17 protein-coding genes are annotated in these 21564 nt (G+C 72.4%); 6 read left to right on the plus strand and 11 right to left on the minus strand.

The genetic code is table 11. The annotated features are described in order from the left end of the window. Positions 1-36 precede the first annotated feature (36 nt). The 11 genes from QJS33_RS17395 to QJS33_RS17445 form a co-directional block, all read right to left on the minus strand. Entirely contained in the window at positions 37-1431 is a 1395-nt protein-coding gene (locus QJS33_RS17395; RefSeq protein WP_306369047.1) for an endo-1,4-beta-xylanase, read from the minus strand. A 220-nt stretch (positions 1432-1651) separates the two neighbouring features. Next, positions 1652-4312 (minus strand): glycoside hydrolase family 48 protein, encoded by a 2661-nt coding sequence (locus QJS33_RS17400; RefSeq protein ID WP_306369048.1) that lies wholly within the window; start codon positions 4310-4312, stop codon positions 1652-1654. Between the two features lie 277 nt (positions 4313-4589). Further along, positions 4590-6365 carry a glycoside hydrolase family 6 protein gene (locus QJS33_RS17405; RefSeq protein ID WP_306369049.1) on the minus strand — a complete coding sequence of 592 codons (1776 nt, stop codon included), beginning with the start codon at positions 6363-6365 and terminating at the stop codon, positions 4590-4592. 634 nt (positions 6366-6999) lie between these two features. Beyond that, complete coding sequence (locus QJS33_RS17410) at positions 7000-7659, minus strand: bifunctional DNA primase/polymerase (RefSeq protein ID WP_306369050.1); 660 nt, start codon at positions 7657-7659, stop codon at positions 7000-7002. A 92-nt stretch (positions 7660-7751) separates the two neighbouring features. Continuing rightward, positions 7752-8750: a porphobilinogen synthase gene (gene hemB, locus QJS33_RS17415; protein WP_306369051.1), complete on the minus strand. Its 999-nt coding sequence runs from the start codon at positions 8748-8750 to the stop codon at positions 7752-7754. Between the two features lie 41 nt (positions 8751-8791). Continuing rightward, positions 8792-10480, minus strand: coding sequence for a uroporphyrinogen-III synthase (locus tag QJS33_RS17420; RefSeq protein ID WP_306369052.1), 1689 nt, complete (start codon positions 10478-10480; stop codon positions 8792-8794). A 104-nt stretch (positions 10481-10584) separates the two neighbouring features. Beyond that, positions 10585-11562, minus strand: coding sequence for a hydroxymethylbilane synthase (hemC, locus tag QJS33_RS17425; protein ID WP_306369053.1), 978 nt, complete (start codon positions 11560-11562; stop codon positions 10585-10587). Next, positions 11559-13031, minus strand: coding sequence for a glutamyl-tRNA reductase (locus QJS33_RS17430; RefSeq protein ID WP_306369054.1), 1473 nt, complete (start codon positions 13029-13031; stop codon positions 11559-11561). The genes hemC and QJS33_RS17430 overlap by 4 nt, the downstream gene beginning before the upstream one ends. 163 nt (positions 13032-13194) lie before the next feature. After that, the gene (locus QJS33_RS17435; protein WP_306369055.1) at positions 13195-13890 is read right to left on the minus strand and encodes a redox-sensing transcriptional repressor Rex; all 696 of its coding nucleotides are present in this window, start codon (positions 13888-13890) and stop codon (positions 13195-13197) included. Positions 13891-14308: 418 nt separating this feature from the next. Then, complete coding sequence (locus QJS33_RS17440) at positions 14309-14575, minus strand: glutaredoxin family protein (RefSeq protein WP_306369056.1); 267 nt, start codon at positions 14573-14575, stop codon at positions 14309-14311. Positions 14576-14609: 34 nt separating this feature from the next. Next, positions 14610-14867 carry a MoaD/ThiS family protein gene (locus QJS33_RS17445; RefSeq protein WP_306369075.1) on the minus strand — a complete coding sequence of 86 codons (258 nt, stop codon included), beginning with the start codon at positions 14865-14867 and terminating at the stop codon, positions 14610-14612. 109 nt (positions 14868-14976) lie between these two features. Here QJS33_RS17445 and QJS33_RS17450 point away from each other — a divergent pair, with 109 nt between their 5' ends. The 6 genes from QJS33_RS17450 to pstB all read left to right on the plus strand — a co-directional run bounded on the left by QJS33_RS17450 (position 14977) and on the right by pstB (position 21498). Continuing rightward, positions 14977-15756, plus strand: a complete 780-nt coding sequence (locus QJS33_RS17450; RefSeq protein ID WP_306369057.1) for a response regulator transcription factor — start codon at positions 14977-14979, stop codon at positions 15754-15756. Positions 15757-16118: 362 nt separating this feature from the next. Continuing rightward, the gene (locus QJS33_RS17455; protein WP_306369058.1) at positions 16119-17189 is read left to right on the plus strand and encodes a hypothetical protein; all 1071 of its coding nucleotides are present in this window, start codon (positions 16119-16121) and stop codon (positions 17187-17189) included. Between the two features lie 145 nt (positions 17190-17334). After that, a complete protein-coding gene (mshD, locus tag QJS33_RS17460) occupies positions 17335-18321 on the plus strand; it encodes a mycothiol synthase (protein ID WP_306369059.1) in 987 nt (328 codons plus the stop codon). 317 nt (positions 18322-18638) lie between these two features. Next, a complete protein-coding gene (gene pstC / locus QJS33_RS17465) occupies positions 18639-19601 on the plus strand; it encodes a phosphate ABC transporter permease subunit PstC (protein ID WP_306369060.1) in 963 nt (320 codons plus the stop codon). Further along, a complete protein-coding gene (gene pstA, locus QJS33_RS17470) occupies positions 19601-20686 on the plus strand; it encodes a phosphate ABC transporter permease PstA (protein ID WP_306369061.1) in 1086 nt (361 codons plus the stop codon). The genes pstC and pstA overlap by 1 nt, the downstream gene beginning before the upstream one ends. 32 nt (positions 20687-20718) lie before the next feature. Beyond that, positions 20719-21498, plus strand: a complete 780-nt coding sequence (gene pstB, locus QJS33_RS17475; RefSeq protein ID WP_306369062.1) for a phosphate ABC transporter ATP-binding protein PstB — start codon at positions 20719-20721, stop codon at positions 21496-21498. Positions 21499-21564: the final 66 nt, after the last annotated feature.

Here is a 21564-nt window from a genome sequence, read left to right on the forward strand (position 1 = left end):
TGGTGGGGAGCGGGGCCCCGGGGGTCTCGGGGCCGGTCAGTCGCAGGCGGTGCCGTTCAGCTCGAAGGCGTCGGGTGTGTCCACCTGTCCCTGGTGCGTGATCTGGAACCCGAACGTCGCGCTGCCGCCGGGCGGCAGCGTCCGGTTCCACGACACGCCCTCGGCGGTGACCGTGCTCCCCGTCCGGGTGACGGTGGCGTTCCAGGCCGAGGTGACCTGCTGGCCTGTGGGCGAGGTCCAGGCCAGGCTCCAGCCGTCGACGGTGGCGGACCCGGTGTTGCGGACGGTCACGTTGATGACGGCGCCCTGGTTCCACTGGTCGCTCACGGTGTAGGTCACCGCGCAGGACCCGTCGGGGTCGGGGTCCGGCCCGGGTCCGGGGTCCCCGTCGCCGCCCAGGGCCTCGTGCATCGCCCAGTAGGCGGGCTTGGTGTCGTACTGGTGGTCGTAGGGCAGCGCGTCGCCCTGTCCGGGGAACACGTCGGGGATCCAGGAGTTGGCGTCGCCCACGCCCCATACGGTGACCCCGCCGCAGCCGTCCACGGCCATGCACGCCTGGAACACGCGCGTGTAGTCGGCGGCCTGCGCCTGGAGCTGCTGCTCCGAGGCCGGGGTGGTGGTGCGGATGTCCAGCTCGGTGACGACCACCTCCAGGCCCAGGTCCGCGAACCGCTGGATGTTGGCCTGCATGCTGGACGGCACCTGGCCGACGATGAGGTGGGACTGGAGGCCGACGCCGTGCAGCGGCACGCCCCGGGCGACCAGCGAGGACGCGAGACGGTAGAGGCCGTCGCTCTTGGCGTTGATCCCCTCGACGTTGTAGTCGTTGATGAACAGGCGCGCGTCGGGGTCGGCCGCGTGCGCCATCTCCAGCGAGGTGGCGATGTAGTCCTCGCCCAGGGTCCGGTGGAAGACCGAGTCCCGGAAGGTCCCGTCCTCGTTGAACGCCTCGTTCACGACGTCCCAGTGGCTGATGTCGTCGGCGTAGCGGTTCACGACCGTGGAGATGTGGTCTTCCATCACCCCCTCCAGCTCGGGGGCGCTGAACCCGCCGTCGGCCACCCAGGACGGCAGCTGGCTGTGCCAGACCAGGGTGTGGCCGTAGACGTCCTGGCCGTTGGCCCGGGCGAAGTCCACCAGGCGGTCGGCGCCGCTCCAGTTGAACTGCCCGCGCTGGGGCTGGACGCTCTCCCACTTGAGCTCGTTCTCGTGGGTGACGGAGTTGTACTGCTCGGCGGCGATCTCGGCATAGCGGGCGTTGTCGAGCAGGTGGGCGGAGACCGCCACGCCCATGCGCAGGCCGTGCCGGTCCGCGAGGTCGCGCAGCGGCGGGTCCTCGGCCTGGGCCGGTGACCCGGCCGACAGGGCCAGGGCGAGGGCGAGCACCGGGGCGAGGAACCTCGCCGTGCGGCGCCGCGTGGTCGTCTTCATCGGTCGCTCCTTGGATCGGCGGGAACTCGGGTCGGAGGGAACCCGGGAGGGGTCGGACGGGTGGAGGGGAAGCGGACGGGAAGGGGCCCTGCGGCCCCGTGCCCCGGGAGGGGCGGGGAGGAACCGGGGACAGGCCCGGCCCCTCCCCCGCCCGGATCCCGCGGCGGCCGCGCTCGGGCGGCCGAGCGGCGACGGCCGCCGCGGGGGTCGGGAGGGCGGCTCAGCCGAACAGCTCCCCGTGGACCGCCAGCGCGGTCGCCACGTCCACCTGCGCCCAGAAGCGGTGGTAGGTGAACTCGGGGGCCGGACCGCCGTCCAGGTACGCCTGGACCTTCGGCCAGTCGGGGTCGTCCTCGTAGAAGGAGCGGATGGACGCGAACGTGGAGTCGGAGTCGATCACGTCGCCGTTGGGCATGGTCCCGGTCCAGCCGTCGGGGACGTACACGCCGCCGTCGGGCGACTCGTACGGGTCGTCGAACCGCTGGTAGTCGGCCCGCACCTCGGGCACCGCCACACCCAGGTCGTCCTGGTGGTGCAGCAGCGACTCCAGCAGGCCCTCGGCGACCTCCCGCACCTCCGCGTCGCCGGTGGCGGCGGCGTAGTGCAGGAGGGTCTTGGCCAGCCCGGCGGCGATGCCGACGTCCTGGTTGTGCGAGACGACCTCGACCCGCAGGTCGGGGTTGCCGGTGGGGGTGCCGGTCCAGGTGTCGGGGGCGCCGCTCCACTCCATGTCGGCGGGGACGGCGAACTCGCCGTCGGCGCCGACCGTGGTGTTGGCGACGGCCCAGGGCACCCACGCGTCGAGGATCTCCCCGGCGCGCTCGTCGCCGGTGATGCGGTGGTACTCGGCGACGCGTTCCATGTCCCACACCTGGAACCCGAACCACCGGTTGGACGGCGGGTCGTGCCAGACGGGCTTCTCGTCGTAGAACATCCCGTAGAAGGTCGGGGTCCCGGCGGGCGGCTGCCCGTAGTCGCCCTCCCAGCTGTTGGTGGCGCCGCCGGCGATGCCGCCGTCGGCGGACTGGAGCCACTGGAGGAACTCCAGCTGCCGGTCGAGGCTGGTGCCCCAGTCGTCGGCGCCGGTGGGCGACTCGGGGGTGAGGGCGTCGACCTCGGAGAGGGCGTAGGCGGCCATCACGTTCTGGTAGCCCTGGTGGGCGGAGGAGCCGCCGATGCGCCAGGCCCAGGGGAACTCGGCGCTCTCCAGGGCGCCGCCCCAGGCGTAGTACCAGGACATCAGGTAGTGCGCGGAGTCCCTGCCGCCGCCGGGGGCGCAGGTCTGGGGTCCGACGCAGTCGCCGATCTCCTTGAAGTACTTGTCGAACATGGCGTAGCGCAGGTAGTCGCCCATGCGGGCGGCGTCGGCGACGCTGTCGGCGATGGCGCCCTCGTTGCCCTGCTCGCTCGCCCAGGTGTGCGCCTGGTAGGCGACCTGGACGGCGCGCGCGTCGGCGTCGGGGGCGTTGGTGTAGCGCCACTGCTCCGAGTAGTTGGAGTCGTCGGTGAACAGGTCCAGGTACCCGTTGGCGCCGCCGTGCTCGAACGTGTCGCAGGAGGGGTGCGGGACGGTCTCCCACACCGACTCGTCGGAGCCGCGCTGGAACGTGTTGATGTAGCCGGGGGCGTCGTCGGTGCCGTCGCCGCAGAACCCGAACCCGTAGGTGTTGTCCACGTCCAGCAGCCAGTGCATGCCGTAGACCTCGTCGGTCCCGTAGGTGCTGCTCAGCTCGTTCGCCAGCGGGTCGGAGCCGACCTGCACGCCCTGGTCGAGCGGCATCGGGTAGTCCGCGGGGTCGGTGGACTCGGGGATGTAGGTGGCGGGCGAGGACGGGTCGTAGGAGGCGTTGGTGGGCTGGTCTTCGGTGCCCGGGATGATGAACGCCTCCATGGAGGCCCAGGCGGCGTTGAAGGGCTCCCAGTCTCCGGTGACGCGGCCGTAGGTGGCCTCCAGCCACAGGTAGTAGCTGTACGCCTCGGAGGTGGTGGCGTGCCCGTGGTCGGGCGCCTCCACGATCAGGGTCTCGACGGAGTGGTACGGGACCAGCAGGCCGTCGAACTCCCGGAAGTACCCGTTGGCGGGGTCCTTGATCTTGTCGTACTGCTCCAGGAACTCGGCCTCGTACTCGTTGGCGGCGCCGGAGCGCTCCCGCACGGTGACGGTCACGGGGTCGTAGCCGTCGGCGGCCACGGTGAACTCGGCCTGCGCGGGTTCGCCCCCGCCGTCCCCGGAGGAGGCGACGGTGACCTGCCGGGCCTCGTCCCAGTCGTCGGCGGTGAAGGTGAGTTCGCCCCCGGCGGTGACGGCGAGGGTGTCGGAGCCGGAGGTGCGCTCGACGGCCACCGCCACGTCGTCCTCGGGGGCGGCGGACAGGTGGACGTCGAAGGCGGCCGAGCCGCCCGGGTCCACGGCCAGGCTCGTCGGGGAGACGACGATCTCGCCGTCCTCCGGTCCGGGTTCCTCGCCGCCGTCCTCACAGGAGGTCCCGTTGAGGGTGAACGCGGTGGGGGCGGCCCCGGAGCCGGTGCCCTGGAAGCCGAAGGCGGCGCTCTGGCCGGTGCCGAGCCCGGGCGCCCAGGCGGGGGCGTCGGCGGTGACCGAGGCGCCGGACTGGGTGACGGTGGCGTTCCAGGCGTTGGTGATCTGCTGGCTGCCGGGGAAGTCCCAGCCCAGGCTCCAGGGGGAGACCTCGGGGCCGTGGTTGGTGAGGGTGACGTCGGCGGTGAAGCCGCTCCCCCAGTCGTTGGTGACGGTGTAGTCGACCGTGCAGAGCGGGTCGGCGTGGGCGGATGCGGTCGGCAGCAGGGCGGTGACCAGCGCGGTCGCCGCCAGCAGCGGAAGCGGTCTGCGCCATCGGCGGCGCGTGCGGGGGGTGGACACGTGCGTCTCTCCTGGGTGGGGTCCCCCTCGCCGGGCCCTGGTGCGGGAGCGCGAGCGGGCATGGCGGAGCCACGCCACCCGCAGGGGCGGGACGGGGGTTCGGGTGGTGTGGTGGCCGGGCGGGGGCCTGACAGGGTCCCCGCCCGGCGGCCGGTCCCCGAGAGGCGGGGGGACCGGTCGGGTCCGGCGGCCCCGGGCGGTGTGCGTCCGCTCGGTGTGCCCGGGGGCGCCGGGGTCTGGGGCGGTCACCGGCCGCGGGGCCGGTGACCGCGTCCGGTCAGTCGAGCGGCGGGTAGGCGTTGTCCAGCAGCTCCTGGAACTGGGCGGAGAACCAGTGCCCGGCGACCGGGGCGTCGGGCAGCGCCCCGCTCATGCTGTTGCCGTTGCGGACGTTGCCCTCGTAGGTGGGGTCGCACATCCGGTCGAAGCCCTTGCCCTCGTCGTTGTCGATGAACTCGCTGGACCCGTCGGACTCGCCCGGGGGCTTCATCCACACGTAGGCGTCGATTCCGGGTTCGGGGGCGGTCTGCGGGCGCTCGCCCAGCCCGGCCCCGGCCTGGTTGCACCAGTTGCCCGGGTTGACGCGCCGGTCGTAGCGGCCGCCGTCGACGTAGGCGTTCACGTCGGTCTCGGGTCCCGGGCCGGTGGGCCGGTCGGGACCGCCCCAGCCGTTTCGGGAGGTGTCGATGAGCATCCCGATGTCGGACGAGAAGCCCTGGGAGACCAGTTCCTGCCGCAGTGCCTGGGCGAAGCCCAGTTCGTCGACGTAGCGGTTCCAGTCCACCCAGTCGGACTGGCGGACCGGGACGCCGCCGATGGTCTGGTCAACGGAGAAGTGGTCCTCCTTCAGCGCCGAGTAGTTGGCGGTGTTGGCGATGAAGCCGTGCACGTCGTCGGGGGTGGCCCCGGCGGCGTTGGCGGCCTGGTAGAAGAGCTGGGCGGACGGGCCGAAGTTGTCGTCCCAGCCGATCCAGCCGTGGTGGCCGGCGTCCACGTAGTTGTAGACGTTGTCGACGGCGCCCAGGGTCGCCAGGGCATAGCCGACGCCCTCGATGTAGTTGCCGTTGGCCAGCATCTCGTCGCACTCGGGGGTGGCGGTGGGCCGCCCGGAGACGTTGGTGACCAGGTTGGGCAGCGAGTCGATCTCGATGGTCGCCACGATGCGCAGCTCGGTGTCCTCGTAGTCGGCGAGGATGTCGGCGATCGGGTCGATGTACTCGTTCTTGTAGCGGTCGATCTCGTCGGGGCCGAGCTCGCCGTTGGAGGCCAGGGCGGCGCAGTCGCGGCCGGGCAGGTTGTAGATGACGACCTGGAACACCAGGGGGTCGCCGCCCGCCTGCTCCAGGGCCTCGTCCAGGTGGTCGCGCAGGCCCATGTCACCGGTGGTGGGGCTGTCGTTGCCCTCGATGGCACCGATGCGGTCGAGCCACACGCCGGTGGGCTCGTCCGCCACCGCGTCGCCGCCCGGCTCGGCGGCGGCGTTCGCCGACCAGACCGGGTTCACGTAGACGTCGGCCCCGACGTAGGGGTTGTCCACGCGGCCGGAGGGATCGGGATCGGGATCGGGATCCGGGTCGGGGTCCGGATCGGGGTCGGGGTCCGGGTCCGGGTCGACCGCGCCGTCGCACAGGACGCCGTTGAGCTCGAACGCGAGCGGGGCCGCATTGGAGCCGCTGTAGGAGGCGTTGAACCCGAAGCTCACCGAGCCGTCGGTGGCGATGGCGGCGTTGTACCCGGCGTCGGAGACGGAGACGTCGGCGCCGCTCTGGGTGTGGGTGCCGTTCCAGAGGTTGGTGACCTGCTGGTTCCCGGGGAAGGACCAGTCCAGGGTCCAGCCGTCGACGGCGTCTCCGAGGTTGGTGATCTCGACGTTCGCGGTGAAACCCGAGCCCCAGTCGTCGACCGTGTAGTCCACGGCACAGCCTGCGTCGGCGTTGGCGGGGGCGGCGGGGACGACGGCCAGGGCGGTGCCCACCACCAGGGCGGACAGGGCGGCCGGTCCTCTGCGTGCCCGCGACGGTCCGGATGTCGCGGGACGGGGGATTCTGCTCATCTTCTGCTTCTTCCTTGCGGAGGGGGGTGATCCGTAGGGAAAGGAAAGATGGTGTCGCGCGGGGCGCAACGACTACGGGGAATCCGAGGGCATGGCCGTGGGAACGGGGGCGATCGGGGCATGGCTTTTCTCCGGCGGGAACGACCCGATCCGGGAGCGCTCCCATATAACGGCGGGAATCCCGGGCGGGCGACGGAGCGGTCGGGGGAGGGCGGGCCGTGAAGGCCTGGAGGCGCGGTAGCGCTGCGTTCGGGAGCGCTCCCATGAGAGTAACCACGCAATGGTGATATGTAAACAGCGAATGAAAAAGATATTTCGTGCCAGATGGAACCGCAGCCCGCGAAGAAAACACAGGTGAACAAACATTAAGCTTGTCGATCACCGCGATAATGGTGTGAATCCTGAGGCGCAAGCGAACAACTGCCCGAACAATGGTGTTACCGATTGGGATTTCACACCCATTGTCAAGACCCCGAAAACGCCGAAAAACTCCGAAAGTCCGCTCCTGCGCGGACTCCCCCGGGTCCGCGCGCGGCCGTCGTCCGCAGCCGGAAACCCGTCCTTCACCGGGACGGCACACGGACACCGCCACGGCGCACGGGGCCGGGAGCGCGCCTCTCCCGCCCGCCGGCCGTCAGCGACCGGTGTCGCCGAACTCCTCACTGGCGTCGGCCAGGATGCCCAGGACCGCGATCGGGTCCGGCAGCACCACCGAACCGCCGGAGTCGCGCGGGGTACGGATCCAGCTCACCTGATCCCCGCCGGGCAGCCGGGACGGGGCGCCCAGGACGAAGCTGTCCCGGCAGTGCCAGCGCAGGCCCGGCATCTCCTCGATCGCCTCCGGGACGCAGTCCAGGTGGCAGGACCACCACTCGTCCTCGTCCACCGGCGACCGGGTCGCCACGAAGAACAGGTACCGCGACCCCAGCGCCGCCACCGGGCCCGCGGGCACACCCGCCCGACCCATCCGCGCCAGCGCCATCACACCGGCCTCGCGCGGCACGTCGAAGACGTCGAAGACCCGCCCCGTCGGCAGGATCACGTTGGCCTCGGGGTCGGCCGCCCACCACCGGCGGATCGTGTCGGTGTCGGTGCTGGCCTCCACCCCCCAGGCCATCGTCGCCGGATGGGCCGCCGGATCCGGACAGCCCAGCCGCTCGCAGTTGCAGGCGCGGTCCTCGCCCGGTGCGGCACCCCGCACCACGGGCCAGCCCAGCGCCGCGTAACCCAGTGCGGCGTCGACCATGCCGTCCATCGCCGGACGCCGCTTCCGTCGGTACAACACATCGGCCATGGAGCCCTCCCCGGTGTTCCCGATGTTCCAGGTGCGGTCCTGCTACGCCGGACCCGCACCCGGCGACCGCGACCGGGGGCGGGCCGGTCGCGCTACCGGAGCAGCCGTGCCGCCTCGGTCGCCCAGTACGTGAGCACCTGCTCGGCCCCCGCCCGCCGGTAGGAGGTGAGGGTCTCCAGGATCGCCCGCTCGCGGTCGATCCACCCGCGCTCCGCCGCCGCCTCGATCATCGCGTACTCGCCGCTGACCTGATAGGCCGACACGGGCACCGGGGAGGCCTCGGCCACCTTGGCGACGATGTCGAGGTAGGCCAGGCCGGGTTTGACCATCACCATGTCCGCGCCCTCGGCGACGTCCAGGGCCACCTCGCGCAGCGCCTCCCGGGCGTTGGCCGGGTCCTGCTGGTAGCCCGACCGGTCCCCGAACCGCGGAGCGCCCTCGGCGGCCTCCCGGAACGGGCCGTAGAACGAGGACGCGTACTTGGCCGCGTAGGCCAGGATCGGCACCTGCGCGAACCCGGCCCGGTCCAGCCCGGTGCGGATCGCCGCGACCTGGCCGTCCATCATGCCGCTGGGGGCCACCACGGCGGCCCCCGCACCGGCCTGGGCGACGGCGATGGACGCGTACCGGTCCAGGGTGAGGTCGTTGTCCACGTGGCCGTCGTTCTCCAGCGGGCCGCAATGGCCGTGCGAGGTGTACTCGCACAGGCACAGGTCGGCCATGACCACCAGGCTGTCGCCCACGTCCTTGGCCAGGTCGCGCAGCGCCTCCTGCACGATCCCGTGCGGATCGTCGGCGGCGGAGCCGCGCTCGTCCTTGTGCGCGGGGATGCCGAACAGCATGATCCCGCCGACCCCGGCCTCGGCCGCCTCGTGGGCGGCCCGGCGCAGGCTGTCGCGGGTGTGCTGGAACTGGCCCGGCATGGAGGAGATGGCGACCGGCCCGTCGATCCCCTCCTTGACGAACATGGGCAGGATCAGGTTCTCCGGCAGTACCCGGGTCTCGGCGACCAGGCGGCGCAGCGCCGGCCCCCGGCGCAGGCGGCGCGGCCGGGCCGCGGGGTAGGCCGCTTCGCGACCGGTGGTGTCCATGGGTACTCCTGAGGAAGGTGTGTCGTTGCTGGAGTGTCGGCTCAGAGCTTGCGGCGGCGTCCCCGGCGCTTCTGGCTCGGCTTGAGAACGGGCTTGCCCGCCTCGATCGCCTCGCGGCGCTTGGCCGCACCGTACTCCGAAAGTGCGTCCACGAGGGCCGAAACGGAGGCTTTGGGTGCCACGACGTCGACGCGCAGGCCGAACTCGACGGCGGTCTTCTCGGTCTCGGGTCCGATCACGGCGATGACGGTGGTGTTGTGCGGCTTGCCCGCGATCCCCACCAGGTTGCGCACCGTGGAGGAGGACGTGAACAGCACCGCGTCGAAACCGCCGCCCTTGATCGCCTCTCGGACGGGGGCGGGCGGCGGCGCCGCCCGGACGGTCCGGTAGGCGGTGACGTCGTCGATCTCCCAGCCCAGGTCGGTGAGGCCGGCGGCCAGGGTCTCGGTGGCGATGTCGGCGCGCGGCAGCAGCACCCGCTCGATGGGGTCGATCTCGGCGTCGTAGGGCGGCCACACCGACACCAGTCCGGCGCTGGACTGGGCGTCCCCGGGCGGGGCGAGGTCGGGCTGGATGCCGAACTCGCGGACGGCGCGGGCGGTGGCCTCGCCGACGACGGCGACCTTGACCCCGGCGAACGCGCGCGCGTCCAGGCCGTAGGACTCCAGCCGCTCGCGGATCGCCCTGACCGCGTTGACGGAGGTGAAGGCCACCCACTGGTAGCGGCCGGTGACCAGGCCGCGGACGGCGCGCTCCATCTGCTGCGGGGTGCGCGGCGGCTCCACCGAGATGGTGGGCACCTCCTCGGGCACCGCGCCGTGGTCGCGCAGCTGCTCGGAGAGCGCGGCGGCCTGCTCCTTGGTGCGGGGCACCAGCACCCGCCAGCCGAACAGCGGGCGGCCCTCGTACCAGGACGGCTCGGAGCGGCGGCCGACCGGGGCGCCGACGATCATCATCGCCGGGGCGGTGAGGTGGTGGCCCTTGGCGTCCTTGGCCTTGAGCTCGGCGACCAGGCGGCCCAGGGTGGAGGCGACGGTGGTCTGGCGGGTGGTGCCCCCGGCGCGGACGACGGCGACCGGGGTGGAGGCGGGCCGCCCCCCGGCGATGAGGGTCTTGCACAGCACGTCGAACCCGGGGCCCTGGAACTCGTCGGGTTCCTCGGCGGGTGCGTCGCCGCCCAGGATCAGCAGGGGCGCGTCGCAGGCGGCGGCCTCGTGCCAGTCCACCTCGGCGCCGCGGACGCGGGCGTTGAGGATGCGCACCTCGGGGGTGCCGTGGCCCATCAGGGGGATGCCGGCGAAGGTCGGGACGGCGGTCACGGAGGAGACGCCGGGGGCGACCTCCACCTCGATGCCCGCCTCCTGGCAGGCGCGGACCAGGTCGGCGCCGCGGCAGCCGAAGAACGGGTCGCCGGAGAAGAGCCGTACCACCCGCAGGCCCTCGCGGGCGCGGGCCAGGGCGAAGGCGTCGACGTCGCCGATGTCCTCGGCGCGGGCGGTGGTGACGTCCTCGCGGCAGTGGGCGAGGAGTTCCTCGCGAAAACCCGCCAGGTCCTCGGCGGCGGGCTCGCGCGGTGTGATGACCACGTCGGCGTCGCGCAGCAGCTCGGCACCGCGCAGGGTCAGCAGCCCGGCCCCGCCAGGCCCGGCGCCGACCAGGGCGACGTGCCCGGACCGGCCGGGTGCGCGCTGCTCCTCCGGCAAAGGAGAAGGATTGGCGTTGGCGTTCACGTGACTCCTCTGTGTTGCCGGCGGTCTGGGTCGCCGTGTCCCGGGGCGCGGTCGCCGGGACGTGGACGGGGCCGGCGGGGCGTGCCCCGCCGGTGGGCTCTGGCTCAGGGTGCGGGCGGGGCGTCCCTCTCGGCGAAGGCGTCCGCGACGATGCGGTCGGCACCGTCCGAGATCATGGTGCGGGCCAGCTCACGGCCTAGGGCGGCGGCGCCGTCCACGTCGGCGGGGCCCGCGACGGCGGCGGTCCGCTCGCCGCGCACCGACTCGGAGCCGTCGGTGGACACCACGGCGGCGCGCAGCCGCAGCTCGCCGCGGTCGGCGTCGTAGAGGGCGTGGGCGCCCACCGGCGCCGCACAGCCCGCTTCGAGTTCGGCCAGGACGGTGCGCTCGGCGACGACCGCGAGGCGGGTGGCCGGGTGGTCCACGGCGGACAGGTAGGCGAGGTCGCCCGCGGCGCGGTCGGCGCGGCACTCCACGGCCAGGGCGCCCTGGCCGGGGGCGGGCAGCACCTGCTCGGGGTCGAAGACGTCGGTGACGTCGGCCGTGCGGCCCACCCGGACCAGTCCGGCGTAGGCCAGGACGACGGCGTCGAGTTCGCCGGAGGCGACCTTGCCCAGGCGCGTCTCGGCGTTGCCGCGGATCGGCACGTACACCAGGTCGGAGCGCAGGGCGGCGAGCTGGGCGACGCGGCGGGGCGATCCGGTGCCGATCCTGGACCCGGCGGGCAGGTCGGCGAACTTGAGGCCGTCGCGGGCGCACAGGGCGTCGCGGGGGTCGTCGCGTTCGGGGATGGCGGCCAGGACCAGGCCGTCGGCGGGCGCGGTGGGCAGGTCCTTGAGCGAGTGGACCGCGAAGTCCACGGTGTCGGCCGTCAGTTCGTCGCGCAGCGCGTTGACGAACACGCCGGTGCCGCCGAGCTGGGTGAGGTGGGCCTTGGTGACGTCGCCGAAGCTGGTGACGAGCACCAGCTCGACGGCCCGCCCCGTCCGTTCGGTGATGGCGTCGGCGACCAGCTGCGACTGGCTGGTGGCCATGTTGCTGCGACGGGTGGCGAGCCTGGCGGGCCCCGTGGTGCCGGTCATGCCTTCTCCTGGGCGGTACGGGCCGCCGTGGTCGTGGTGTCGAGGTCGAACAGTTCGCGCAGGGCCGCCTCGTAGGACTCCCCGTCCGGGGCGGCGGCCAGTTCCTTGACGCGCACGGTGGGTCTGTGCAGGAGCTTGTCGGCGACGCGGCGCATCGCGCGGGTGATCTCCTCGCGGGTGCGGTCGTCCAGGTCCTCGGGCAGTCGGCCGTGCAGGCGGTCCAGCTCGGCCTCCACCACGTCGCGGGCCTGGGCGCGCAGGGCGACGACGGTGGGGGCGACCTGGGCGGCCCGGCGGACGGTGCGGAACTCGGCGACCTCCTCGTCCACGATCCCGCGGACGAGTTCGAGGGCGCCGCCGCGGCCGGCGTCGGTACCGCCGCCGTGGGAGGCGGCCCGGCGCAGGTCCTCGATGTCGACGAGGTGGACGTACGGCAGGTCGCGTACGGCGTGGTCGATGTCGTGGGGCAGCGCGAGGTCGAGGAGGACCAGCGGGCGGGTGCGGCCCGCGGTGACGGCGGCGACGGTGTCGGCGGTCAGCACCAGGCCCTGGGCGCCGGTGCAGGAGACGACCAGGTCGACCCCGGGCAGGACGGCGGCGGCGTCCGCGAAGGGGACGGAGCGGGCGGTGACGCCGTCGTAGGCCTCGGTGAGGCACTCGGCGAGGCGGTCGGCGCGCTCACGGGTGCGGTTGGCCACGATGACGGTGGCCGCGCCCTGGCGGGCGACGGTGTTGGCGGACAGGGCGCTCATGGAGCCCGCGCCCAGGATCAGGACGCGCATCCCGGCCAGGGGCCCGGAGGTGGCGCGGGCGATGCCCGGGGCATCGGCGGTGTCGCCCTCGGCCGCGGACATGGGGCAGCCGACCGGGGGCGTGGCGCCGATCTCCTGGACGGTGCGGTCGGCGGTGATCTCACCGCCGCCGGTAGGACCGGCGCCCAGGCGGCGCAGGGCGACGGTGAGGCCGAAGCTCACCATGTCGGCCCCGGCGTGGTCCAGGTGGGTCTCGGTGTGGGCGCGCTTGCCCACGCGCAGGGCGCGCTGGCCCAGGTCGTTGAGGATGCGGCCGACCGAGCCGGTCTCCTGCCCGGACTTGAGGGCGTCGCGGACCTGGCCGAGGATCTGGCCCTCGCCGAGCACCATGGAGTCCAGGCCGCAGGTGACGGAGAAAAGGTGCTGGACCGCGCGGTCCTCGTAATGCACGTACATGTGCTCGGACAGCTCGGCCAGGGGGACGCCGGTGTGCCAGGACAGCATCTCGGTCACGGCGGCGACACCGCCGTGGAAGGCCTCGACGTCGGCGTAGACCTCCGTCCGGTTGCAGGTGGAGACCACCATGACCTCGTTGACGGACTCGGTGCCGAGCATCTCCTCGACGGCCTTGGCCCGTGTCTCCCCGTTCAGCGCGACGCGCTCCAGGAGCGCCACCGGCGAACTCCGGTGGCTCAATCCCACGGCCAGGACACTCATCCGCATTCTCCTATGCAGGCACTACATCAGCGTCTCTTCATGCTCCGCCAGGGTCTCCGCACACTGCGGGCGGCCCCCCGACAAGCGCGGCGCACGCTCGCTCACCGCCGCCGCTCATGCAGGCCTCGCGACCCGGTCCGCGGGGCACGGCCCCGCGGTGTGTTCATGTCAGCTCCAGTCCCGCCGGTTCCGCGCCGTGGCCCTCGTCGCCGTTGCGGCGCTGCGCGTGGAAGGCGAGGATCTGGAGTTCGATGGACAAGTCGACCTTACGCACATCGACCCCGTCCGGCACATTCAGCACCACCGGTGCGAAGTTGAGGATGCTGCTCACCCCCGCCCCGACGAAGCGGGTCGCGACCGCCTGCGCGGATGCGGCCGGCGTGGTGATCACCCCGATGGAGACGCCCTTGTCGCGGACAACCGCTTCCAGGGTGTCAATATGCCCGACGTCCAGTGAGGCGACGCGCCGCCCCACCATGGCGGGGTCGGCGTCGAGCAGGGCCGCGATGCGGAACCCGCGGGTCCCGAACCCCCCGTAGTTGGCCAGAGCGCGACCGAGGTTGCCGATGCCGACGATGGCCACGGCCCAGTCCTGGGTGAGACCAAGTTCACGTGAGATCTGGTAGACGAGGTACCGGACCTCATAGCCGACCCCGCGCGTTCCGTAGGACCCCAGGTGGGAGAGATCCTTGCGGAGCTTGGCGGAGTTCACCCCGGCGGCCGACGCCAGGTCCTCCGACGACACGGTGAGGGTGCCCCGGTCCTGGAGCGCCTGCAGGGTGCGCAGGTAGACGGGGAGCCGGGCGACGGTGGCCTCCGGGATTCCCCTCTCCCGGGGCCTGGGCGGACGACTTGTCACGGGCGGCTGCTCCTGAGGGCGGGTCGTGCGGGCACGGGGCCGGGGGCACGCCCCCGGAGGGCTGTCTGGTGGGCCGAGGCCGTATTCGGTTCTCCGGGTCGCGACCGCCGGTCCGCGCGAGCGCCGACCGGACGGAGGCGTCCGCCGAACAGGCCTTAGGTTACGCGCTTGTGAAAGCACGCACAAAGTGGGGTCGCTTGTGAGACCGCGCTCATAAGTTCCCAGCCGCGACCCCGGCCCGCGGGTCCCGTGGACCGGCGGGCCGGGGATGATCCGACGATCCCGTGCCCGAAACGGGTCCGATGGGATGTGGTGTCATCCCCGTCCCCTCACGACCGTTCCTGCGGTGAAAGCGTGTGAATGGGAAACCCGTTCACACACCGGCCCCGCTTTCGCAACGGAACACTTTCGGCCCCGTTCAGCCCTTGAGCGCGGCGCGCAGACGGCCCTCGTCCACCCGCCAGAAATCATGCCGGGCGCCGTCGACGAAAGTGACCGGGATCTTGTCCCAGTAATCCTCGCGGTCGGCCTCCCCCACCTCGGCCAGGGACACCTCGGCCCGGCTCGCGCCGGCCTCGGCGGCGACCGCGTCGATCACCTTCCAGGCGTCCTCGCACAGATGGCACCCGTCCCTGCCGAGCATCACCACGCGCGCACGCCCCGCCCACTCAGGGGTTTCTTTCATGTTTCCTCCGGATTCCGCAGCCTTTTCGAGTGCCTCACCCACCCGCGAAGGGCGGTAGGACCTCGATCACAGTCCCATCCGTGACCGGAACGTCACCATGGGCCCGCCGGCCGACCGGCTTCTCGTCGACCAGGAACGAGGAAACCCCGAGAACACGCTGGAAGCGGTCGTCGGAATGCAGTCGGCGCGCCGCTTCGAGCGCCTCACCGAGAGTCGCCGCCAGGACCGTGTCCTCGGCGATTCCCGCCGCTTCCTTGGCCGCGGCCCAGTACCTGATAGTGCACTTCGCCATCTGTTGATTATCCTTGGTGTTGCTCGGAGGCGACGTATTAAACAAATCTTCACCGGGGGCAACGGCGCCTTCGATCGTCCGCATAGCGCGGGGTGACGGGAAGAGACGCATGAGCCATCTGCTTCTGTTGACGAACTCCAACGAACCGTCTGATCACGTGCTGCCCGCTCTCGGCCTCCTCCTGCACTCTGTGCGGGTGGCGCCGGCCGAAGCCGGCGCACTCCTGGCGTCCGGCGCCGGGACCGGCTCCAGCGCCCCGGTCGACGCCATTCTGGTCGACGCCCGTACCGACCTGGCGGCCGCCCGGAACTTCTGCCGTCTGCTGGACACCACGGGCCTGGACTGCCCGCTGCTCGTGATCCTCACCGAGGGCGGCGTCGCCGCTCTCACCCCGGACTGGCAGGTGAACGACTTCATCCTCACCGCCGCCGGCCCCGCCGAGGTGGAGGCCCGGTTGCGGCTGGCCATCGGGTCCGCCGACGCGGGCACCGACGACCCCGACGAGATCCGCCGCGGCGACCTGGTCATCGACGAGGCCACCTACATCGCCCGGCTGCGCGGGCGCATCCTCGACCTCACCTTCAAGGAGTTCGAGCTGCTCAAGTTCCTGGCCCAGCACCCCGGCCGGGTGTTCACCCGGGCGCAGCTGCTCCAGGAGGTGTGGGGCTACGACTACTTCGGCGGCACCCGCACCATCGACGTCCACGTCCGGCGGCTGCGCGCCAAGCTGGGCTCGGAGTACGAGTCCCTGATCGGGACCGTGCGCAACGTCGGCTACCGCTTCGTGCCCGACCCCGTCGGCAAGGGGACGCAGCCGTCCGGGACCGCCCCCTCCGGCGAGAGCGGCGAGGGGCTGCCCTCCGCCCGCAGCGAGGCCACCGCCGGCTGACCGGACACCCGCACGGATTCTCTGCGCCGGGCCGCCTCCGGGCGGCCCGGCGCCGTGCGTTCGGGGCGGTCGGGGAACACACGGTCGCGACCTGCGCCGATCCGCGGCCGCGGGCCGTCCGTACGCGGGAGGCGCCCCGGGCCGCCGGAGGCGGTGACGGGTGACGGGTGGACAACGGTGAGTTGTGGGGCCTCGTGTTCGGGGCGGTGACGCCCTAAGATCTGTGGGGCACCCCGAGGCCAGGCCAGGCGCGGCATGTCTCCCCCGACGGGTGCGCACCGTTGCATGGCGCATCGCCCCTGAGGAGTGAACCCGCCCCGATGTCCACCAGCGCCGCGAACACCCCACTCACCCTCCGTCAAATGGGCATCGCCCTCGGTGCCGCGTTCGTCGGATCCACCCTGATCGCGGCGGCGGTCCCCGCCGTCGCGCAGCCGACGGCCCCGGGGGAACCGTCGGCGTCACCCTCCGCCTCCCCGTCGGCGTCCGCCTCTCCGTCGGCGTCCCCGTCGGCGTCCCCGTCGGCGTCCCCGTCGGCCTCCCCTTCCCCTTCCCCGTCCGAGCCCGCGACCCCGGCCGCCGCGATCGCCTTCGCGCGCGACGCGGACAACGTCGTACTGGGCGAACCGGCACCGCCCAACACCCTCACCCTGAGCAACACCGGCCCCCTCGACATCTGTGTGATCGGTCTGGAGATCAGCGGCGGGTTCCGGGAGCGCGGCCTCGACGACGACCTGATCGCCGCCGGCGCCTCGGACACCCTCTCGGTGTCCGGCCTCCCGCGGCGGTCGACCGACGTGATCGCCACCCTGACGTTCGCCGCCGCCGACCCGGAGACGGGCTGCACCACGACCCCGAACGAGGTCCACAGCATCTCCTCCGGGGTGTGGGCGGTCACCGTCACCGAACCCGGCCTGTCGCCCTCGCCGACCCCGACCCCCTCCCCCACGGAGTCGCCCGGCGAAAGCCCCTCCCCGACCCCGAGCGGTCGGCCCACCCCGTCGGCCACCCCCACCGCCCCGGCCTCCGACACGAGCGACCGGCCCTCGCCGCGGCCCTCCGCCGACGACACGCCCAGGCCCGCGAACGGCAACACGTCCCGCCCCTCCACGCCCGACCGTCCGCGCGGCGGTGTGAGCGACGTGCCCACCGGTGACTCGGACATCCCCACCCTGCCGCGGAACGAGGCGGACCTGCCCGACGTGCTGCCCGGCGAGGACCTGGCGACGCTGCCGCTGGCCACCCCGACCGGGACCGACGACGCGGCCGGGACCGAGGTGGCGGCCGAGCACACCGACATGGGACCGAACATGGCCCCCGCGGTGCTCCTGGCCGCCTTCCTGCTCACCCTGCTGCTGGCCGCCCCGCTGGCCCCCACCCGCCGGGTCCGCCCCGGCCCGGGCGGCTACCAGGGACGGCGCCGCAAGGGCTGACGTCCGAACCGGCCGTCGTGCCCCGGCCCCCCGCACCCGGGGACCGGGGCACGACCGTGTCCGGACCGCCCCCGACCACACGCGGATCGCCCACAGGCGAGGCCAACGGAATCTTTGCGGCCCGCTCGTCGTAGGCTTTCCGTCCATGAGCACCCCGCTGGTCACCGACGACCTGGCGGCCGGAACGGCCGACCAGGTGCTGACGCTCGCCGAGGCCGCCCGCAGAGTCGACGGCGTGGCACCCCTGTCCGAACACACCCTGCTGCGCGTCCGCCACGGCGCACCCTCCGGCAGCGCGCGCTTCCACGTGATCTCCGAGGAGGGCCGCGTCGCGGGCTTCGCGTTCATCGAACGCGGCGAGGACGAGCCCGACTCCGGCGAGGTCGTCGTCGACCCCGCCCACCGGGGACGCGGACACGGCACCGCCCTGCTGCACTCCGTCCACCGGGACGCCGGCGCGAACGGGGTCCGGGTGTGGGCGCACGGCCGCACCCCGCAGGCGGTGGCGGTGGCCGAGGAGGACGGCTGGCGGGCCGTCCGCGAACTCCACAAGATGCGCATGCCGCTGCGCGACATCGCCGCCGACGAGAGGGGCGGTCCGCGGACCGCGCCGGAGCTGCCCGCCCCCGTGCTGCGGCCCCAGGTCGCCGACCGGGTCGAGGTGCGGGCGTTCGTGGTGGGACAGGACGAGCAGGCCTGGCTCGACGCCAACGCCCGCGCCTTCGCCCACCACCCCGAACAGGGCAGGCTGACCCTGGACGACCTGCTCCAGCGGGAGGTCGAGGACTGGTTCGACCCGCACGGGTTCTTCCTGGCCGTCGGCAAGGACGGGCGGGTCGCCGCGTACCACTGGACCAAGGTGCACGCCGACGGCGCCGGGCTGACCGACGGCGAACCCGTCGGCGAGGTGTACGTGGTGGGTGTGGACCCCCGGTGGCAGGGCACCGGCCTGGGCCGGGCGCTCACCCTGGAGGGGCTGCGGTACCTGCGCGACGCCGGGCTGCCCTGGGTGCACCTGTACGTCGACGGGGACAACGAGGCGGCCGTGCGGTTGTACGCCTCGCTGGGCTTCGAGGTCTGGGACACCGACGTGATGTACGCGCCGCCGGAGGGGCCGCCGGGCGGCGCGTGAGGCGGCGCGCGGTGGGCAGGGTCCCCGGCAGGGCGAACCGCCCGCACGTGCCGCTTCTCACATTAACCGGCCAAACCCTTGGCAGCCACGGGAGTGCGACACCCCGTTCATTTCCCGTTCATCTTCTCTGGGACAACTGGTCACCTAGTGGGCCTACCTTCGCACTCGGCGCATCGCGGCCTCTCGGCGTTCGGCGGTCGCGGCGACCTCCCGCGGGGCGATCTCCCAGGGAGGACAACCGAACCCGACAAGGGTCCGGAGCCCACCCGCAGGGGGCTGGTGGGCAGCACTGAACCCTTCCTAACCGGAGCCGATACATGACGACGACGGACGCGCCCACGGTGGCACCACCGCCCAAGGGCAGGCGCCGGATCGGCGATGTCGTATTCGCCGGGCTCGCCCGAGGCTCGGGCCTCCTGATCCTCGTGATCCTCGCGGGTGTCGCCGCCTTCCTGATCGTTCAGGCCTGGCCGTCGCTGGCCGCGAACACGGCGAACTTCATCACCGACCGGTCCTGGGACGCCAACGTCCGCGAGAACCCCGCGTTCGGCGTGGGGTCCCTGGCGTTCGGCACCGTCCTGGCCGCCGCCATCGCGCTGCTGCTGGCCACCCCGGTCGCCATCGGCATCGCGCTGTTCATCGTCTACTACGCGCCGCGCCGGCTCGCCGCCCTGCTGGGCTACCTGGTGGACCTGCTCGCCGCGATCCCCAGCGTCGTCTACGGACTCTGGGGCATCGGGTTCCTCGCCCCCCAGCTCGTCCCCGTCTACGAGGGGCTGGCCCGCAACCTCGGCTGGATCCCGCTCTTCGCCGGGCCCGCCTCCACCTCGGCCCGCACCATCCTCACCGCGGGCATCGTGCTCGCCGTGATGATCCTGCCGATCATCACCGCCATGTCCCGCGACGTGTTCCACCAGGTCCCGCAGGGGCACCGGGAGGCCGCCCTGGCCATGGGCGCCACCCGCTGGGAGATGATCCGCCTGGCCGTCCTGCCCTTCGGCAAGTCCGGCATCGTCGGCGGCGCCATGCTCGGCATGGGCCGCGCCCTGGGCGAGACCATGGCCGTCGCCATGATCCTGTCGCCCTCCCTGGCCATCTCCTGGAACCTGCTCCAGAGCGGCAACCAGACCATCGCCGGGCACATCGCGCTCCAGTACCCCGAGGCCACCGGATACGGCGTGTCCGCGCTGATCGCCGCCGGCCTGGTGCTGTTCGCGATCACCCTGGTCGTCAACATGGGCGCCCGCTACATCGTGGCGCGCGGCAACAAGGAGTCCTGATGAGCCTGACGACCGCTCAGCCCACCGACCCCGGCCCGGGCCCCGGCAACCCCCGGCGCGAACTGCGCAGCGGCTCCCTGCCCCGCTACTTCCCGCCCGCCCTGCTGGCCTCCTCGGCCGCTGTGATCGCGGGTGTCCTGCTGGCCTTCTCGTCCTTCGGGTTCGTCCTGTGGGGCGTGCTCACCGCGCTCGCCTACACGGTGATCGCAGTGGCCGCCTCCACCCGCATCGAAGGCGGCCGCAAGGCCAAGGACCGCCTGGTCACCGCGCTCGTCTACCTGTGCTTCACCCTGGCGATGCTGCCGCTGGTGTCGGTGCTGTGGACGGTGCTCGGCAACGGCCTGGCCCGGTTCGACGGGTACTTCCTGTCGGTCTCCATGAACGGCGTGCTGCCGGGCATGGACGCCGGCGGCGCCTACCACGCGATCGTCGGCACCCTGGCCATCACCGGCCTGGCCACGCTCATCTCGGTACCGGTCGGCGTGATGACCGCCGTGTACCTGGTGGAGTACGCGCGGGGCCGGATGAAGCGCGCCATCATGTTCTTCGTCGACGTCATGACGGGCATCCCGTCCATCGTCGCCGGGCTGTTCGTGGTGGCCCTGTGGATCCTGCTGTTCGGCCCCGGCGCGACCAACGGCGCCGCCGGTGCGATCTCGCTGGCCGTGCTGATGATCCCGGTCGTGGTGCGCTCCGGCGAGGAGATGCTCCGACTGGTCCCGCAGGACCTGCGCGAGGCCTCCTACGCGCTGGGCGTGCCCAAGTGGCGGACCATCACCAAGGTGGTGCTCCCCACGTCCGCAGCCGGGCTGACCACCGGAATCATGCTCGCCATCGCGCGCGTTATCGGAGAGACCGCGCCGCTGATCCTCACCGCGGGATCGTCGGCGGTGTCGATCAACTGGCACCTGTTCGACGGGCAGATGATGAGCCTCCCCGTGTTCATCTACTCGCAGGTCCGCATGGGCGGCGCGGTCAACTACGAGAGGGCCTGGGCCGCCGCGCTGACGCTCATCCTCGTGGTGATGCTGCTCTTCTTCCTGGCCCGCATGATCGGCCGCCTGTTCGCGCCGAAGTCCCGCTAGCCCACCGACCCGGTAATCACGAGGAACATCCAGTGGCGAAACGAATCGACGTCTCCGGACTCCACGTCTACTACGGCGATTTCCTCGCCGTCGAGGACGTGTCAATGACCATCGAGCCGCGTTCGGTGACGGCGTTCATCGGGTCCTCCGGCTGCGGGAAGTCCACCTTCCTGCGCACCCTCAACCGGATGCACGAGGTCACCCCGGGCGCCCGCGCCGAGGGCAAGGTCCTCCTGGACGACATGGACATCTACGCGCCCGACGTGGACCCGGTGCTGGTCCGCAGCGAGGTCGGGATGGTGTTCCAGAAGGCCAACCCGTTCCCGACGATGTCGATCTACGACAACGTGCTCGCGGGGGCGCGCCTCAACAACAGGCGGATGAGCAGGTCCGCCGCCGACGACCTGGTCGAGGAGTCGCTGCGCGGCGCCAACCTGTGGGAAGAGGTCAAGGACCGGCTGAACAAGCCCGGTTCGGGCCTGTCCGGCGGCCAGCAGCAGCGCCTGTGCATCGCGCGCGCCACGGCGGTCAGGCCGTCGGTGCTGCTCATGGACGAGCCGTGCTCGGCGCTGGACCCGATCTCGACGCTGGCGATCGAGGACCTCATTCACAAGCTGAAGGAGGAGTACACGATCGTGATCGTCACCCACAACATGCAGCAGGCGGCCCGGGTGTCGGACCGCACGGCCTTCTTCAACCTGTCGGCCCCGGGCAAGCCGGGGAAGCTGATCGAGATGGGGGAGACGAACAAGATCTTCACCCGTCCCGACAAGAAGGAGACCGAGAACTACATCACCGGCCGCTTCGGGTGACCGGCGCCTGATGTCCTCGCGGAGGGGGTCCGCACCCGCGGACCCCCTCCGCGTTCTCCCACGTCG

It is taken from the genome of Nocardiopsis sp. CC223A (assembly GCF_030766825.1).
Taxonomy (GTDB): domain Bacteria; phylum Actinomycetota; class Actinomycetes; order Streptosporangiales; family Streptosporangiaceae; genus Nocardiopsis.

What these genes read in the sequence shown, in the direction of transcription:
- QJS33_RS17395 (WP_306369047.1), bottom strand. Translation starts at nt 1,431, where the DNA reads ATGAAGACGACCACGCGGCGCCGCACGGCGAGGTTCCTCGCCCCGGTG.
- QJS33_RS17405 (WP_306369049.1), bottom strand. Translation starts at nt 6,365, where the DNA reads ATGAGCAGAATCCCCCGTCCCGCGACATCCGGACCGTCGCGGGCACGC.
- QJS33_RS17410 (WP_306369050.1), bottom strand. Translation starts at nt 7,659, where the DNA reads ATGGCCGATGTGTTGTACCGACGGAAGCGGCGTCCGGCGATGGACGGC.
- hemB (WP_306369051.1), bottom strand. Translation starts at nt 8,750, where the DNA reads ATGGACACCACCGGTCGCGAAGCGGCCTACCCCGCGGCCCGGCCGCGC.
- hemC (WP_306369053.1), bottom strand. Translation starts at nt 11,562, where the DNA reads ATGACCGGCACCACGGGGCCCGCCAGGCTCGCCACCCGTCGCAGCAAC.
- QJS33_RS17430 (WP_306369054.1), bottom strand. Translation starts at nt 13,031, where the DNA reads ATGAGTGTCCTGGCCGTGGGATTGAGCCACCGGAGTTCGCCGGTGGCG.
- QJS33_RS17440 (WP_306369056.1), bottom strand. Translation starts at nt 14,575, where the DNA reads ATGAAAGAAACCCCTGAGTGGGCGGGGCGTGCGCGCGTGGTGATGCTC.
- QJS33_RS17445 (WP_306369075.1), bottom strand. Translation starts at nt 14,867, where the DNA reads ATGGCGAAGTGCACTATCAGGTACTGGGCCGCGGCCAAGGAAGCGGCG.
- QJS33_RS17450 (WP_306369057.1), top strand. Translation starts at nt 14,977, where the DNA reads ATGAGCCATCTGCTTCTGTTGACGAACTCCAACGAACCGTCTGATCAC.
- QJS33_RS17455 (WP_306369058.1), top strand. Translation starts at nt 16,119, where the DNA reads ATGGGCATCGCCCTCGGTGCCGCGTTCGTCGGATCCACCCTGATCGCG.
- mshD (WP_306369059.1), top strand. Translation starts at nt 17,335, where the DNA reads ATGAGCACCCCGCTGGTCACCGACGACCTGGCGGCCGGAACGGCCGAC.
- pstC (WP_306369060.1), top strand. Translation starts at nt 18,639, where the DNA reads ATGACGACGACGGACGCGCCCACGGTGGCACCACCGCCCAAGGGCAGG.
- pstA (WP_306369061.1), top strand. Translation starts at nt 19,601, where the DNA reads ATGAGCCTGACGACCGCTCAGCCCACCGACCCCGGCCCGGGCCCCGGC.